This window comes from Prevotella melaninogenica (genome assembly GCF_003609775.1).
GTDB classification, from domain to species: Bacteria; Bacteroidota; Bacteroidia; order Bacteroidales; family Bacteroidaceae; genus Prevotella; species Prevotella melaninogenica_A.
Map to the genome: position 1 here is coordinate 18,746 of NZ_AP018050.1, position 16,662 is coordinate 35,407.

The 16,662-nt window shown below is 39.8% G+C and carries 9 protein-coding genes; 4 read left to right on the forward strand and 5 right to left on the reverse strand.

Features of this window, described 5'->3' with window-relative positions; translation table 11 throughout:
• Positions 1-401: 401 nt before the first annotated feature.
• Positions 402-1,952, reverse strand: coding sequence for a ComEC/Rec2 family competence protein (locus PMEL_RS07095; RefSeq protein WP_120175497.1), 1,551 nt, complete (start codon positions 1,950-1,952; stop codon positions 402-404).
• A 111-nt stretch (positions 1,953-2,063) separates the two neighbouring features.
• Here PMEL_RS07095 and PMEL_RS07100 point away from each other — a divergent pair, with 111 nt between their 5' ends.
• Together PMEL_RS07100 and PMEL_RS07105 are read left to right on the forward strand one after the other, a co-directional pair.
• Positions 2,064-2,903, forward strand: a complete 840-nt coding sequence (locus PMEL_RS07100; protein ID WP_120174684.1) for an EFR1 family ferrodoxin — start codon at positions 2,064-2,066, stop codon at positions 2,901-2,903.
• 12 nt (positions 2,904-2,915) lie between these two features.
• Positions 2,916-4,733 (forward strand): M6 family metalloprotease domain-containing protein, encoded by a 1,818-nt coding sequence (locus PMEL_RS07105; RefSeq protein ID WP_120174685.1) that lies wholly within the window; start codon positions 2,916-2,918, stop codon positions 4,731-4,733.
• A 664-nt stretch (positions 4,734-5,397) separates the two neighbouring features.
• On the opposite strand, the gene PMEL_RS07110 is transcribed toward PMEL_RS07105, so the two are convergent.
• The 3 genes from PMEL_RS07110 to pheT all read right to left on the reverse strand — a co-directional run bounded on the left by PMEL_RS07110 (position 5,398) and on the right by pheT (position 10,963).
• Entirely contained in the window at positions 5,398-7,062 is a 1,665-nt protein-coding gene (locus PMEL_RS07110; protein ID WP_120174686.1) for an AMP-binding protein, read from the reverse strand.
• Between the two features lie 688 nt (positions 7,063-7,750).
• Entirely contained in the window at positions 7,751-8,482 is a 732-nt protein-coding gene (locus PMEL_RS07115; protein WP_120174687.1) for a YebC/PmpR family DNA-binding transcriptional regulator, read from the reverse strand.
• A 12-nt stretch (positions 8,483-8,494) separates the two neighbouring features.
• Positions 8,495-10,963, reverse strand: coding sequence for a phenylalanine--tRNA ligase subunit beta (pheT, locus tag PMEL_RS07120; protein ID WP_120174688.1), 2,469 nt, complete (start codon positions 10,961-10,963; stop codon positions 8,495-8,497).
• 332 nt (positions 10,964-11,295) lie between these two features.
• Between pheT and PMEL_RS07125 the strand changes: the two genes are divergently transcribed.
• Positions 11,296-12,180 carry a neutral zinc metallopeptidase gene (locus PMEL_RS07125; protein WP_120174689.1) on the forward strand — a complete coding sequence of 295 codons (885 nt, stop codon included), beginning with the start codon at positions 11,296-11,298 and terminating at the stop codon, positions 12,178-12,180.
• A 311-nt stretch (positions 12,181-12,491) separates the two neighbouring features.
• Here PMEL_RS07125 and PMEL_RS07130 read toward each other — a convergent pair whose 3' ends face one another.
• Entirely contained in the window at positions 12,492-14,066 is a 1,575-nt protein-coding gene (locus tag PMEL_RS07130; protein WP_120174690.1) for an NAD(P)/FAD-dependent oxidoreductase, read from the reverse strand.
• A 154-nt stretch (positions 14,067-14,220) separates the two neighbouring features.
• Here PMEL_RS07130 and thrA point away from each other — a divergent pair, with 154 nt between their 5' ends.
• A complete protein-coding gene (thrA, locus tag PMEL_RS07135) occupies positions 14,221-16,656 on the forward strand; it encodes a bifunctional aspartate kinase/homoserine dehydrogenase I (protein WP_120174691.1) in 2,436 nt (811 codons plus the stop codon).
• The last annotated feature ends 6 nt before the right edge of the window (positions 16,657-16,662 follow it).

Sequence of the window (16,662 nt, forward strand, 5' to 3'; positions counted from 1 at the left end):
ACAGACAAGGGTGTGAAAAATCATTACATAATCTCATGTAAGCCATATATAAATAACGGCAAAAACACAGACAAGAAGTAGGCTTATAACCACATGGAAGTCAATTAGTTATAAAGTAGTAAAGTAAAAGGTGCTTAATTGGACTTCAAAAGGGCGTTAGTAAGCGTCTTAAAGGGCATCTTTTGCAAGCCAATTAGGCGTCTTTTAGAACTCAAAAGAGCATGTATTTGTTTCGAACTGCATAAAAATAATTTACAAACCTCAACTAATAAGGGAATAAGTTGTTTATAGAAGATAAATAGACATTGCCCCTAATTACGTTTATTATGTAGTTCATTCCCCTTTGTAAAACCATCTAATTGAGAGTAATCACACCATTTATGTGGATTAATCTCATTCTATTAACAATCTACGCATTTAACGGAAGAACCCAAAAATCTCCATAAAATCCAAATAGCCATCAGCATGAAATAATATATAAAAAGCTGGAAGATGGTTACACGAACATTCTCTATACTTGCACAAGGTAGGCTTGCAAGCCAATGAAGAGAGGTATTCAGTCCTTCTGTTATAACACAAATACACTTTCCAATGAACAATGATAAAGAAGGCAATGAACTAAGAAGTAACATACAGAATGATGCAGATACAATAAACATTGTACTTGGAACTGCTATTAGACTACTAACAGCAAAGACTGTGGAAACTCTTCCGAAATAGTAAGCTACCAAGGGGGCTGTTCCTAATTGAGCAGCCAATGACACTGCAATCATCCCCCACAACCACCTGACTGCTACAAGACTCTTCTTCTGTTGTAAAGGAATTAATTCGTAGATGAGCGGATAGAACAACAAAATTGACCATACAGAGATAAAGGATAATTGGAAACCTATATCGAAAAGGTTGTAAGGGTTGCTAACAAGCATGATAATAGCAGTTAATGCCAAAGTATTAACAGATAACCGTTCTCTATTCAAGAGTGTTACAAAAGAATAGATAGTTAGCATCACTGCAGAGCGAACAACAGAAGAAGACATCCCAACCAAAACAACATACCCCCAAAGAATAAACAAAATAAGAAGTTCACTTATTCCCCTTTTGAATATTCTTGTTAGGATATGTTCACACCAACTCATAATAAATATAAGCAAACCATACAAGATAGTTAGATGTAAACCTGACAAAGCTAAGACATGACTTGCACCTGTTATTGAGTAATCTTCCTTTATATCTTTACTAATCAAATGCTTATCACCAAGTGTCATTGCAGATACTATAGCTAAATGAGAACTATCAAGATTGGTTTCTAATAGCTTCAACAACCTCTCTCTATGGCCTGCTGCAACTAATAATGTACGTTGAAGAAAACTCATCTGACGAAGACTAACTTTGGTTTTCTGCCATTGATTATAGAAGATAAAGGTTTCTGCAAAATAACCATGTCGCTTTAACCATTTAACATAATCAAAGGTAGCATCAGAGAAGTTTATGGGTTCTTCAAGATAGGCAGTTGCCTCTATTCCATCTCCAAGATGTAATGTTTGATAGCGATTTGTTATCGTATCACGAAGAATCGATGCCTTAACCTTCATCGGTTCGCCTTCGGTCATAACCATTAAGTCTGTTTGTATGACTTTACCATGAATAACTGGGTTGCTAAGAAGAACAGCCTTAAAGGTTATTTGCGTATTAGGTAGCTGTATATGAGTTCTTTGCCTCTTCATTGAAACGTATGTCCCACCAATTAAAAAGACAGTAAAGAGCAATAACAAACTTTGAAGATACTTTTTCCTCCATACCACAAAGGTAATGACAATCATGCTAACCGTCATTATCCAGCAATACACAGAGGACACATCATCTCCCAAAGCATCACCAACAGCAATACCCAACACCAAAGGTACGAGTAACTTTACTGAGGGGTACATCAGTAAATCCATTTTCTTCTTCACAGCATTAATGTTTTCATGTACTTCTTGCAAATGTAAGAAAAAGAACTGAAAAACAACAACATTGCTCTTACTTATCTTGCAAGATTTACAAAATATCAGTACCTTTGTCACATGATATTCTACTTTTCTGGTACAGGTAATAGCAAGTGGACTGCAAAGACATTAGCTTTAGAAACTGGTGATACACTTGTTTCAATCCCAGAAGTAATCAAAAGCGATTGTTCTTTTACATTGGAAAAGGATGAACACGTAGGTTTCATCTTTCCTATACATGGATGGAGAGTTCCAAGTATTGTAAAAGAATTCCTAACTAAATTAACAATAAAAACGGAAGGAGAAGACACTTCTCTCGGTAAGCACTATTGTTTCTGCTTGGTTACAGCTGGAGATACTATCGGCAAGGCTATGGAACGCTTTCAGCAGCAACTAAAGAACGTAGCTGTGGGTGACTCACTGTCACTTAATGCAGTATGTTCTTTAATAATGCCAGAGTCATACGTTGGTTTGCCTGGTATGGATGTAGATACGAAAGAGAAAGAATTAGAAAAGAAGGAACTTGCTTCAAAACAGTTAAAAGAATTTTCTAAGATTCTTAAACAGCATCCTCATGCAGATAATAATCAGATTTGGGGCTGGGAACAACTGAAAAGAGGTCCTATACCTTCTTTCTTCTCAGGTCCTGTAGGAGGCTTCTTTGAACGCTTCCTCATCACAGATAAGCCCTTTCATGTAGACAGTCGTCGATGTGTTAAGTGTGGTATTTGTGCCAACGTTTGCCCTGTCGATGATATCAAAGGTGGCTTAGGTTATGAGCCAGAATGGCTACACAATGGCAAATGCCTCACCTGCTTCTCGTGTTATCATCACTGTCCACACCATGCAATTGAGTTTGGTAAACGCACACAGAAGAAGGGACAATATTTCTATAACAAATTAAGTAAAAGAAACTAAACAGCGAATATAATGAAAACATTAAAACAACTATCGCTTATAATATGTCTAATGCTTTGTTCCCTTACCACTTGGGCGGCAAAGGCAGAATCAATCCCTGTACAAGTAAGACAGGCGGATGGTTCTGTTATTACAGTCATCTTGCGTGGTGATGAACATATCAACTGGTACACAACCCTTGATGGTGTACTGCTTGTACAAGGTGCTGATAACAATTACTATATCGGTAAAGTAGAGAAAAGTGGCAACCTTATTGCTACAAAACAACTTGCACATGAAGCACAGACTCGCTCACAAGCGGAGCGTAACTTGATAGCTAAGCAAGATAAGGAAAAGTTCTTTGCTTACGTTAATAAGATTGCAGAAGAATCTGAAAACGCTTACGATAACTCTCCTCTTACACGAAGCCCAATCATAGATTCTGGCTACAATGGTGTACCTTATTTCCCTCACACAGGTAGCCCTAAGGCTCTTGTTATTCTTGCAGAGTTCCAAGACACAACTTTTACTATCCAAGATACAAAGAAGGTATTCACAAACTATCTGATGAATGAAGATCATTTCACAGATAAACGCTATAACCAAGATCAGAACTACAAGGGTGTTCGTGGTTACTTCAAGGATTGTAGCTATGGAAAGTTTACCCCTGTCTTTGACGTTGTAGGCCCTATCAAACTACCAAAGGCACATGCTGTCTATGGTGCAGGTAATGATAGAATGGACTTATTACTTGCTGATGCTTGTGCTGCGGTGGATGGAATGGTAGACTTTACAAAATATGATGCAAACAACGATGGCATCGTTGATTTGGTTTATGTTATTTATGCAGGACATTCTGCCAACACCTCTGGTAATAAAGATACGAATATATGGCCAAAGTCTGGTACTATTACTATCTCAAATAAGTTTGATGGTAAAAGTATCCGACGTTATGGAGTCAGCAATGAGCTTAATGGAAGTGAGAAAACATCTAAGAATAACAAGAAAATTAATGGTATAGGCTTATTCTGTCATGAATTCTCTCATACACTCGGACTCCCAGACATCTATGCTATTGATAAAAAAGCTAAAGACCAAGATGACCAAGGTATGGAATTTTGGGACCTCATGGATGGTGGACCTTCAGTCAGTAATGGAATGATTCCTCCATCTTATCTTGCTTGGGAACGTGAAGTAATGGGCTGGATGAATATTGATGAACTCAAAAATGATAGCACGATTAACAACCTAAAGACTATCGACAATGGCGGGAAAGCATACAAGATTGTCAATCCCAAAAACTCAAATGAGTATATCGTATTGCAGAGTATGCAGAAAGGTGCTTGGAATCAAGGCTGGGGAGATGGTACTTATGGTAAGGGCTTACTTGCCTATCGAGTTTCATACAAGTCAGACAAAGTAAATGTCTTTGATTATCCTAATAATGTAAAAGGTAAACCACGTATCATTCCTATCCCTGCTGATGGTAAAATATTAGCAGCTGCCAATGCAAAAGGTTTAAATATGAGAGAGAGATTTACCGCATTCACAAAACAGCTCAATGGCGACCCTTACCCTTATAACGGCATAGACAAGATAGACGAATTTACGATGTATAATGGCACCATACTAAAGTGGTCAATATTTGATATTATAGAGAACGATGCAGAACGCTATGTTAGTTTTAAATTTAAGAATAACGAAACAACTGGCATTCAATCGCCTTCTATCATTGAAAGAAACATTTCTGACAACCATATCTACACCCTTGACGGACGATATGTAGGCACTGACGCCTCTATCTTACCGCATGGCATCTACATTCAGAATAATAAGAAGTTTGTAAAGTAATACTAATTTCAGAACATACATAAAGTCGCCTCTTTATGGGAACGAACCATTCAGAGGCGGCTTTCTTTATCTTTAAAAATAGCATAGACACTTATCAGTTGATAGATAGGAAGCGAACAAAGTATTAGGACATACTGTTTCAAAGTTACTCTCCTCTATTACTTCCCGAATTTATCACGGTTTCTTTCGAGCGATATAGACATAAAGTCTACTAAAGTTAGAAATGAATTATCACACAAAAAATACAAGAATAAGTTTTATTTTAGTTTGCTGTCACTTTTAACATTTCGTACATCTACACTGTTATTCAATAAGTTAAGTGACTGAAACAGATGACAGAAATGACAGGAAAATTGGTTTTCAAAAAATCACCTTACCGTATGTACACCAAAAGAGGCACAAAGATTACTCATGTGAGGTAGCTTTTATTCTTCCATCCATTGGAAGAACAAGGTACTACCCAAAACGTAATTATAGCTCTATTCAGCCTCTACAAATTAGGTTCAATGAACGACCCTTACCTTATTATACTATCTAACAATAACCTTCACAACCAGTTCTCTCAAACGTGTTAATACTCAGCACATCATGTGCGAATACGCATCATGAATAGTGCTGAGCGCAAACACATTACAAAGAGAGCGTTAGGGAGGACTGTATTATCTTACTTCTCCTGATAAAGATAACGCTTAATACTCTTCTTCGGAGTCTTCGCAAACTCTTCATCGCGCAACTCTATTGCCGAGAGGTGACAGAAAGATGGCAACATATTGTTCAGTTCCAGACGGTTCTGCTCCATGATATCTTGCAAGTCAGACTGTGAGAAACCCATTTCCTTTGCCTCATCAAAATCAGGATAAACCAAGCCAACAATCTTATCACCACGCTGAATAATGATACACTCACTGACCATAGACATAGAGTTTAGCTTATCTTCAATCTCCTCTGGATAAACATTCTGACCATTAGAGCCTAAGAGCATATTCTTAATACGGCCACGGATAAACAAATGTCCATCGGCACTCATCGTACCAAGATCGCCCGTATGATACCAGCCGTCCTTATCAAGAACTTCCTTAGTAGCCTCCTCATTCTTGTAATAACCTACCATCACATTCTCTCCTCTGGTAATAACCTCACCTGGAACATTAGCAGGATCAGGACTAACAATCTTAACTTCCATGTTCAATACAGGTGTACCGCACGAACCTGGAACAAAATCCTTATAATCACTATAAGTCACCATCGGACCACATTCTGTTGCACCATATCCACTTGTTACTGGGAAATTAATACTTACCAAAAAGTCCTCTATCTCCTTGTTAAGAGCAGCTCCGCCAGTAACAAGCTCATAGGCATTTCCACCAAAGGCCTCCATAACAATAGCACAGATTCTTTCCTTCACCTTCTTGCTGACAACAGGCATCTTCAGCAACATACGGGTTGCTGTGCTTTGTACCTTTGGAAAGACATTCTTACGAATAATCTTCTCAACAACCATTGGTACTGCGATAATAATAGCAGGACGAATATCAGTACAAGCCTGAGCAATCAAAGAAGGACTCGGCAGTCGTGTAAGGAAATATAGATGACTACCAAAACTAAACTGGCAGATAAACTCACAGATCATACCATACATGTGAGCCATTGGCAACATACAAAGAACTTTACTACCAGGCTTAATATGTGGTTTCAAATCGGCTGTTGCCCAAGCGAGATTACTACGCACAGAACGATAACTTAGCATCACACCCTTTGAAAAACCAGTCGTTCCACTTGTATAATTAATCAATGCGAGGTCGTCAGCCTCGTCTTTGAAATAATTTACATCCTCTGCACGGAAGAACTTTGGAAACTTCTTTCCAAAGAGCGCATTCAAGTTTTCACGAGCATTCGTCAAAGACTCTGAGCGAGAAAGAATCAAAGAGAAGTCTGGTAAATAGATTATACCCTCCAACTGCGGCATCTGCTCTCCATCAATTGTTGGAGCAACCACATCACCAACAAAGAGGAGTTTTGATTCAGAGTGATTAACAATATTGTAAATTTGTTCTGGCTTAAACTCATGCTGAACAGGTACTGCTACAGCTCCATAAGAGAGAGTTGCAAAGAAAGCAACTGCCCATGACGAGGAATTTCTACCACAAAGAGCTATCTTATCACCCTTCTTCAAACCGCTATTCTCAAAAAGAATATGTAATTTCTCTATTTTTCGAGCTACATCATGGTATTGAAGTGTAGCACCAAGGTAGTCAGTCAGAGCATCTTTATCCCAGTTATCCTTGATACTCTTCTCTATACACGCGTTGAAACTTTTTATAGAATCCATTGCACAAAAATATGATTTGCGTGCAAAGTTAAGTAATTTTCTGCACATTAACAAAAACTTTGTGCAAGAAAAATAAACTAAATAGACAAAAAAGAAGAAAGCCATCAGCTTTATCTATCTATACAGAAACAATCAAAGCTATTTTTAGTTGTTTGCTTCTTATACAAAATATCTTATTAAAAAAACAAACCACAACCTTTGAAATATATTTACATATAAACAGACTTTTCAACACTAAGAACCTAACATCAGAGCTATTTTTTGCACCTTTGCAACTTAAACGATATCAATAGGTTACAACATCACTTTGCAAAAGATGCTTAGTTGCACTTCAAAAGGGCGTTAGTTAGCGTCTTAAAGGGCATCTTTTGCAAGTCAATTAGGCGTCTTTTAGAAGCCAAAAAAGCATGTTTAAAAAACAAGGTTATGAAAAAACACAACAAAACCGACTTCTATTATCTTTCTATAGGATAACAATCGGAGTAGAAACACCAACGAACAAGAAACAAAAAGAGACTATATCAAAAATGTAGAAACACATGATTTGTGTATCTGTCAGTAGCACTTTATTGGGAAATATAAGTTTAATTTCCCAACAAACACTCTGATTACATTTTTGAAATAGTCTCTTTCTATATTCTTAAAACCAATTACACCTTATTATATATAGGTGCATAGAGGAACGAAATTAGTCCTCTGCTGGCTTCATGTTAGTATAAACATTCTGTACGTCGTCAAAGTCTTCCAAACGCTCAACCATCTTATCGATAGTCTCACGCTCCTCAGCTGTTACGTCCTTCAAGTCGTTAGGAATACGAGTGAACTCAGCAGAAGTAATCTCGAAGCCGTTGTCCTCCAAGTGCTTCTGAATCTCACCGAAGCTTGTTGGCTCACCATAGATAGTGATTTCGTTCTCTTCCTCATCCTCGTCGAATTCGTCTTCAACACCATAGTCAATCAAATCGAGAATCAACTCTTCCATATCTAAGTCGTCCTTCTTCTTAAAAGTGAAGACTGCCTTATGGTCAAAAAGAAAGCTAAGAGAGCCCTGTGTACCAAGGTTACCATTGAACTTATTGAAGATTGAACGAACATCACCCACAGTACGTGTAGTATTATCTGTCAATGTTTCAACAAACACAGCAATTCCGTGAGGACCATAACCCTCGTATGTTACCTCCTTGTAGTCGCTGGTATCTTTACCCATTGCGTTTTTAATAGCACGCTGGATATTGTCCTTTGGCATGTTCTCACGCTTACATGTTGCAATAATCGCACGAAGGCGTGGGTTGTTCTCAGGCTCAGGACCACCAGCCTTAACAGCAATAGCGATTTCTTTACCTAACTTTGTGAACGTACGGGCCATGTGACCCCATCTCTTGAGCTTACTTGCTTTGCGATATTCAAATGCTCTACCCATTGTATTTGTTTGTTAACGGAGTTCTGCTCCGAGTTTATTTGTTAAATTCTTAATTAGTTTCTGCATGATAGCATCAATAGCCTTGTCGTTGAGCGTCTTCGTCTCGTCCTGAAGAATGAAGTTGACAGCATAGCTCTTCTTACCTTCAGGAAGGTTCTTGCCCTGATAAACATCAAAGAGTTCAACACGCTTCAGGAGCTTCTTATCCGTCTGACGAGCAATCTCCTCAATTGCTGCAAACTCGACATTATTGTCAACCAACAGCGCAAGGTCACGGCTAACTGCAGGATACTTAGATATCTCTTGGAACTGAAGTTTATTCTTACGAATAGCCTTCATCAGTCCAGCCCAATCCAACTCTGCATAATAAACCTTCTGATTAATATCGAAGCTCTTCAAAAGTTTGTGGCTAAGAATACCCATCTCAACAAGTACCTTACCTGCACGTGTCTTCAATGCAATCGCCTTATCAAAGACGTTGTTATCAGACTTTTCACTAACGAGCAAGCCCTGTGCAATACCGATACGACGAAGAATATTCTCTACGTATGCCTTCAATTCATAGAAAGTACTTTCCTCATCTGGATGTGCCCATGAGCCTTGTACACGCTTACCTGTCACCCACAATGCCATGTGATAATCCTGACTATAAGCCTTTACTGGACTTTCCTCTGACCATTTCTCTTTATTAAACTTATAGACATTACCTACCTCAAAGAAGCGAAGGTTCTGTGCCTTACGGTTTACATTACGTACAATGCTCTCCAAACCACCAAAGAGAAGGGTCTGTCGCATTACACCTAAGTCAGCAGAAAGTGGATTCATCACCTTCACGGTCTCCTCCCAAGGATAAGCATTATAGCCAGTTTCCTCATAGTAAGAGCTCTTTGTGAGGGAGTTGTTCATAATCTCTGAGAAGCCAGCACCTACCAACTGCTCACCGATAATGTTCTCACGATGATAGTTCTTGTCTGCTTCTTCTGCAATTGTCAATGAAGACTTCAACTCTGTAGGAATCTCTACATTATTATATCCATAGATACGAAGGATGTCTTCTACAACATCACAAGGACGCTGTACATCGACACGATAAGGAGGAACGAGGAGATCGAGTCCCTCTGTATCTTCCTTCTCCACCTTCATTTCAAGGCTCTCAACAATACGCTTAATCGTCTCATTACCGAGCTTCTTGCCGATAAGACGATCGCAATACTCGTAGTTCAAACGAACTGGGAAACCCTCCATCTTAGTTGGATACTCGTCACGAATCTCCATGCTTACCTTACCACCAGCAAGTTCCTTACAAAGGATTGCAGCCTGCTTCAGTGCATAGATGGTTCCATTTGGATCAATACCACGCTCGAAACGGAAGCTGGCATCGGTTGAAAGACCATGACGACGAGCACTCTTACGAATCCATGTTGGATGGAAGTAAGCACTCTCCAAGACTACATTTCTTGTTGTTTCGTAAGTTCCACTACCCTTTCCACCGAAGACACCTGCTATACACATAGGGTCTTCCTCATTGCAGATTGCAAGATCGTACTCACCAAGTATATGCTCTTCACCGTCCAAAGTAACGAACTTCTTACCCTCGTTCTTATCCTTAACGATGATGTGGTGACCCTTAACCATGTCTGCATCAAAACAGTGCATAGGCTGCCCGTAAGCCATCATGATATAGTTAGTGATGTCTACAATATTATTGATTGGGCGCAAACCAATGATATTCAGCTTATCCTTCAACCACTGAGGACTCTCCTTTACCTCACAATCGGTAATGCTCAAACAAGCATAACGACGGCAAGCATCTGTATTTTCGATAGTCACATCAATAGGAAGGTCATGATTATCAACCGTGAAAGCATCACAAGATGGGCGATGCAATGAAGTTTCATAACCATTCTGTGTCAACCATGCATAGAGATCGCGTGCTACACCATAATGGCTTAACGCATCTGCACGGTTAGCAGTGATATCTATTTCTATCAACCAGTCACTATCTAACTTGTAATACTCTGATGCAGGCTGACCTACTGGTGCATCCTCAGGCAACACAATGATACCATCGTGACCTGTACCAACACCAATCTCATCCTCGGCACAAATCATACCAAGACTCTCCACACCACGCAGCTTACTTCTCTTAATCGTAAACTCATTGTCGCCATCATAGAGTACACAACCTAAGTCAGCAACGATAACTTTCTGTCCAGCTGCAACATTTGGTGCGCCACATACAATCTGCTGTGGTTCTCCCTTGCCAAGGTCAACGGTTGTTACGTGAAGGTGGTCAGAATTTGGGTGCGCCTCACAAGTGAGTACCTTGCCGACGTACAGACCCTTCAGTCCACCTCGTATCGTTTCAACTTCGTCCAATGCGCCAACCTCCAAGCCTATAGAAGTGAGTGCAACAGCAATCTCTTCTGGAGTCAGACTGAAGTCAACGTATTCCTTTAGCCATTTGTATGAAATCTTCATTATGTAGTTATATTGTTTGTTCTAAAAATACATGCAAATTTACGAAAAAACTCAGACATAGCAAAAGGATAAAAGAAAAAAGCCATTGCATACGAAGAAAGTCGTTATTTCTACAATCATAATGAGGAAAAAGCAGAGTACTTTTTAATAGCATAAAACAATGTTTTAATTCCTTTACCCTATTGGTTTTATCAATAAAAACATGAGAGGTGTGCCGTCTAAAATCTTTATTTAAACTTAAAGGAACAAAACTGTAATACTTGCAAATATCAAGATAATACCTTACCTTTGTCGACACAGAATAATTAAGCTTTAAAAACAAAGAAAACAATATGAGACTTACAGGACGTAGAGAAAGTAATAATGTAGAAGACCGTCGTGGCATGGGTACTGGCGCAAAAGCAGGTATTGGTGGCATTGGAGGTATCATTATCATTGCTCTTATTACCTTTATGAGCGGTGGAAATTTAGGGGATGTGGTAAACAATGTCGTACAAACACAGATGCAGGGGCAGACAGAAGTACAGACAGGTGCCCAACAACGCCAATTTACAGAGGAAGAAGAGAAACTTGCAGACTTTTCAAAACAGATCCTTGCAGGTACGGAAGACGTGTGGACAGAACAGTTTCAGTTGCATGGCATGAGATACCAATACCCTACTCTTGTTCTCTTCACAGGTGCTGTACAAACGGCTTGCGGTAATGGGTCTGCTGCAATGGGTCCATTCTATTGCTCTGCTGACCAGCGTCTTTACCTTGACTTGAGTTTCTTCACCGGTATGCGTAAGGACTTAGGAATACAAGCAAAGGGCGACCTTGACTTTGCGTATGCCTACGTGATTGCGCATGAAGTGGGTCATCATGTGGAATATCTCCGTGGTATTCTTGGTAAATGTCATGCAAAGATGGCACGTGTAAGTAAGGAAGAGGCAAACAAACTAAGCGTAAAATTAGAACTTCTTGCCGATTATTATGCTGGTTGTTGGGCACATTATGACAATGAAAAATATCAAAGTCTTACTGATGGTGATATCGAAGAGGCAATTGATTGTGCTGAGAAAATCGGAGATAACTATCTCCAAAAGAAAGCACGTGGCTATGCACAGCCAGAGACCTTCACCCATGGAACTTCCGAACAGCGTATGTACTGGTTGAAGAAAGGTATCGAAACTGGTGATTGGAACACAACAACCTTTGCACCAGGAGATTTAGACTAAAGAAATCAATACACCTTGTCGTTATCTAAAAGGATATTTATAACATGGCAAGTTACTCTTGCCAGCTACCCCTATAAAATACTTTTAGAAACAAAGTGACCATAGACTACAATTTATCTTCATGATAAAAAAGAATTATTTTCACGAAAAGAAATATTTATTTACGTGAACAAAAATATTTCTTTTCGTGAAAATAATTCGATTAGAATAGTTTATAGAAGTATAAAAGATACTACAAGGAACTCTAATACTTTCTCTATCAAACTATAAACAAATCCTACTCTGCTTCTTACTATCAGAAGCAAATGACCTTACAATCGCTGGAGATAAGCCGAAGCCATTTCTGCACAACGCTCTCCATCAATACCTGCACTGACAATTCCACCTGCATAACCAGCACCCTCTGCACAAGGGAAAAGCCCTTCAAGACGAACGTGCATGAGGCGTTCTTTGTCACGAAGAATACGCACAGGAGAACTGGTACGAGTCTCGGAAGCTATCATAACCGCTTCATTCGTAAGGAAACCATGTGCTTGTCTGCCAAAGGTTTTGAAGGCTTCTTGGAGTCGTTTTGTGACAAAAGATGGCATCCAAAAATGCAACGGACTGGAAATAAGTCCCGGTGCATAACTTGACTTAGGAAGATCATACGACAGACGATTATTAACGAAGTCTGCCATACGCTGCGCAGGAGCCGTTTGCTTTCGATTTCCCTGCTGCCATGTATCTCGTTCTAATTGTTCCTGATAACGTAAGATACGCAATACATCATCGCCTTCAACATCCTCTGGATTCAATTGAACAACCATACCCGAGTTCGACCATTGCGTTCCACGATTAGCAGGACTCATACCATTGGTAACTGTTTGTTCAGGACCAGTAGCCGAAGGAATCACAAAACCACCAGGACACATACAGAAAGAATAAACGCCACGACCCTGTGCTTGTGTCACAAAAGAGTACTCTGCCGTAGGAAGATACTTTCCCTTGCCGTTTTTATTATGATACTGTATTTGGTCTATCAAGTGAGAAGGGTGCTCCAATCGTACACCAACAGCAATTCCTTTTGCTTCCATCTCAATCCCTGCATCTGCAAGATAACGATAGACGTCACGCGCTGAATGACCCGTTGCAAGGACAACTGGACCATGAAACTCACGCTTCACACTAATGACTCCACCATTATCGACAGCCTCAACACCAACAACTTTATCGCCATCGAGAATCAAAGAGGTCATCTTTGTTTGGAAATGAACCTCACCGCCACACTCAAGTATTGTGTTACGCATATTCTCTATCACGCGTGGAAGTTTGTCTGTACCAATATGTGGATGAGCATCTGCGAGGATAGATGGTGATGCACCATGCTGACAAAAGACATTTAGAATCTTATCAACAGGTCCACGTTTCTTACTTCTTGTGTAAAGTTTTCCATCAGAATAAGCTCCAGCACCACCTTCACCAAAGCAGTAATTTGACTCAGGATCAACCTCTTGCGTCTTCGATATTAAAGCCATATCAAGTTTACGATCACGTACATTCTTACCACGTTCAAGAACGATTGGGCGCAAGCCTAACTCTATCAATTTCAAAGAAGAAAACAAACCAGCAGGTCCTGCACCCACAACAATGACCGAAGGACGACTGCTTACGTCTTGGTATTCAGTCTTAACATAAGGGTCGTCTTGTGGAAACTCGTTAATATAAACACGAATCTTTAAATTAACATATATGTCGCGATGGCGTGCATCAATAGAACGCTTCAATACCCGAACACGATAAATTGTACGCTCGTCCAGCCCCTTTTCTTTAGCAAGGTATGCCTTCATGTTGTTTTCGTTATAGGCAACCTGAGGCAGAACACGTAACTGATATTCCTCTGTCATATATAGTCTTACTTCTTCTTTTTGCCACAAATTTACTCAAATATATCGAGAAAATCGTTGGCTATTGCAATAATTCTTATTATTTTTGTGGCTAAGTTTGACACTTCCCCCATTGTAAAGGGGATGTCAAATAATAACAAATTAAATATCAGGAATGAAAGTATTAAAGTTTGGCGGAACATCCGTAGGTTCTGTATCGAGTATTTTAAGTCTGCAAAAGATTGTAGAAAAGGAGGCTAAACATCAACCAATTATTGTGGTTGTAAGTGCCTTAGGTGGTATAACTGATCAGCTCATAGCTACTTCTAAGCTTGCTTTAAAAGGCGACGAAAGTTGGAGAACAGAGTTTGATTCAATCGTTGCACGACATCATAAGATGATTGATGCAATCATTACCGACCCACATGATCGTGAAGTGTTATTCAACAAAGTAGATAGCCTTTTTGAACAACTCCAGTCTATTTATTACGGTGTATTCTTAATTCACGACCTCAGTCATAAAACAGAGGACACTATTGTTAGCTATGGTGAACGCCTTAGTTCAAAGATAGTTGCTACACTTATCCGTGGAGCCAAGTGGTTTGATGCACGTGAATTTATTAAGACTGAAGAGAAATTAGGTAAAAGAAGTCTCGATTCTGAACTAACCAACAAACTTGTATTAGATACTTTCTCTGACCTTCCACGTATATCCCTTGTACCTGGTTTTATAGCACAAGATCGTGACTCAGGCGACATTACCAACCTTGGACGTGGTGGTAGTGATTATACAGCATCTATTCTTGCCGCTTCTCTCAATGCTGAAGTATTAGAGATTTGGACGGATGTTGACGGCTTTATGACCGCTGACCCTCGTGTTATCAAGGGTGCATACACTATTAATGAACTTTCTTATACGGAGGCAATGGAGCTTTGTAACTTTGGTGCAAAGGTTGTCTATCCTCCAACGATATACCCTGTCTGCGTAAAGAACATACCGATTAAAGTTAAAAACACCTTCAACCCAGACGGAGAAGGTACGATTATTAAGGCGCACATCGAAAACAACCAGAAGCCTATTAAGGGTATTTCATCTATCAAAGGCACAACGGTTATTACCGTGACTGGTCTTTCAATGGTGGGTGTTGTAGGTGTCAACCGTCGCATCTTTAGCTCTCTTGCCAACAATGGTATCAGTGTCTTCCTCGTGTCACAGGCTGCTTCAGAGAACAATACATCTATCGGTGTGAAGGATGAAGACGCTGAAAACGCAGTGAAGGTGCTTAATGAAGAGTTCCGACTTGAGATAGAAGATGGTCGTATGTTCCCAATGCACGCTGAAAGTGGACTTGCTACTGTGGCTATCGTTGGTGAAAACATGAAACGAACACCAGGTATTAGCGGAAAACTCTTTGAGACACTTGGTCGCTCAGGTATCAGTATTACTGCTATTGCCCAAGGTGCATCAGAGATGAATATCTCATTCGTTGTAAAGGGTTCGGATTTAAGAAAGTCACTGAACGTACTTCATGACTCTTTCTTCTTATCAGAATATAAGGTATTAAACCTCTTTATTTGCGGTATTGGTACCGTAGGAGGAAAACTCATAGAACAGATTAAGAGCCAATATGAAGAGCTAAAGCAAAATTCTAACTTGAAGTTGAATGTGGTGGGCATTGCCTCATCTAAGAATGCTATCTTCAATCGCGACGGCTTAAATCTCGATAATTATCAGGAAGAACTCAAGGAAAGTGAGCCTTCAAATCCAGAGCACTTACGTGATGTTATCCTTAAGATGAATATCTTCAACTCCGTATTTGTGGATTGTACTGCTTCTAAGGACGTGGCTGCACTTTATCAGTCTTTATTAGAGAACAACATCTCTGTGATTGCAGCCAACAAGATTGCGGCATCCAGTACATACGAAGATTACTACCATTTGAAGCAGACTGCCATTCAACGTGGTGTTAAGTTCCGCTTTGAAACAAACGTGGGTGCGGGGCTACCTATCATTGGTACAATCAATGACTTACGCAACTCGGGTGATAAGATACTTAAGATAGAAGCGGTGTTATCTGGTACACTGAACTTCATCTTTAACGAGATTGGTGCTGATGTTCCTTTCTCTGAAACTGTTAAACGTGCCAAAGAACAAGGCTATAGTGAGCCAGATCCACGCATTGACCTTAGTGGAACGGATGTCGTTCGTAAGTTAGTTATTCTTACACGTGAGGCTGGATATAAGGTTGAACAGGCTGACGTAGAGAAACACCTCTTCGTACCAGACGATTATTTCCAAGGTTCAGTAGAGGACTTCTGGAAACGTCTTCCTAAGCTTGATGCCAACTTTGAAGAGCGTCGTCAGAAACTGTCAGAAGAAGGAAAACGCTGGCGTTTTGTTGCTACAATGGAACATGGTAAGACGAATGTTGCATTAAAGGAGGTAGATTCTACCCATCCTTTCTATAACCTTGAAGGTTCTAACAACATTGTCCTACTGACAACCGACCGCTACAAGGAATACCCTATGCAGATTCAGGGCTATGGTGCAGGTGCTTCAGTGACTGCTGCAGGTGTGTTTGCCAATATTATGAGTATTGCAAATATATAAAGATAA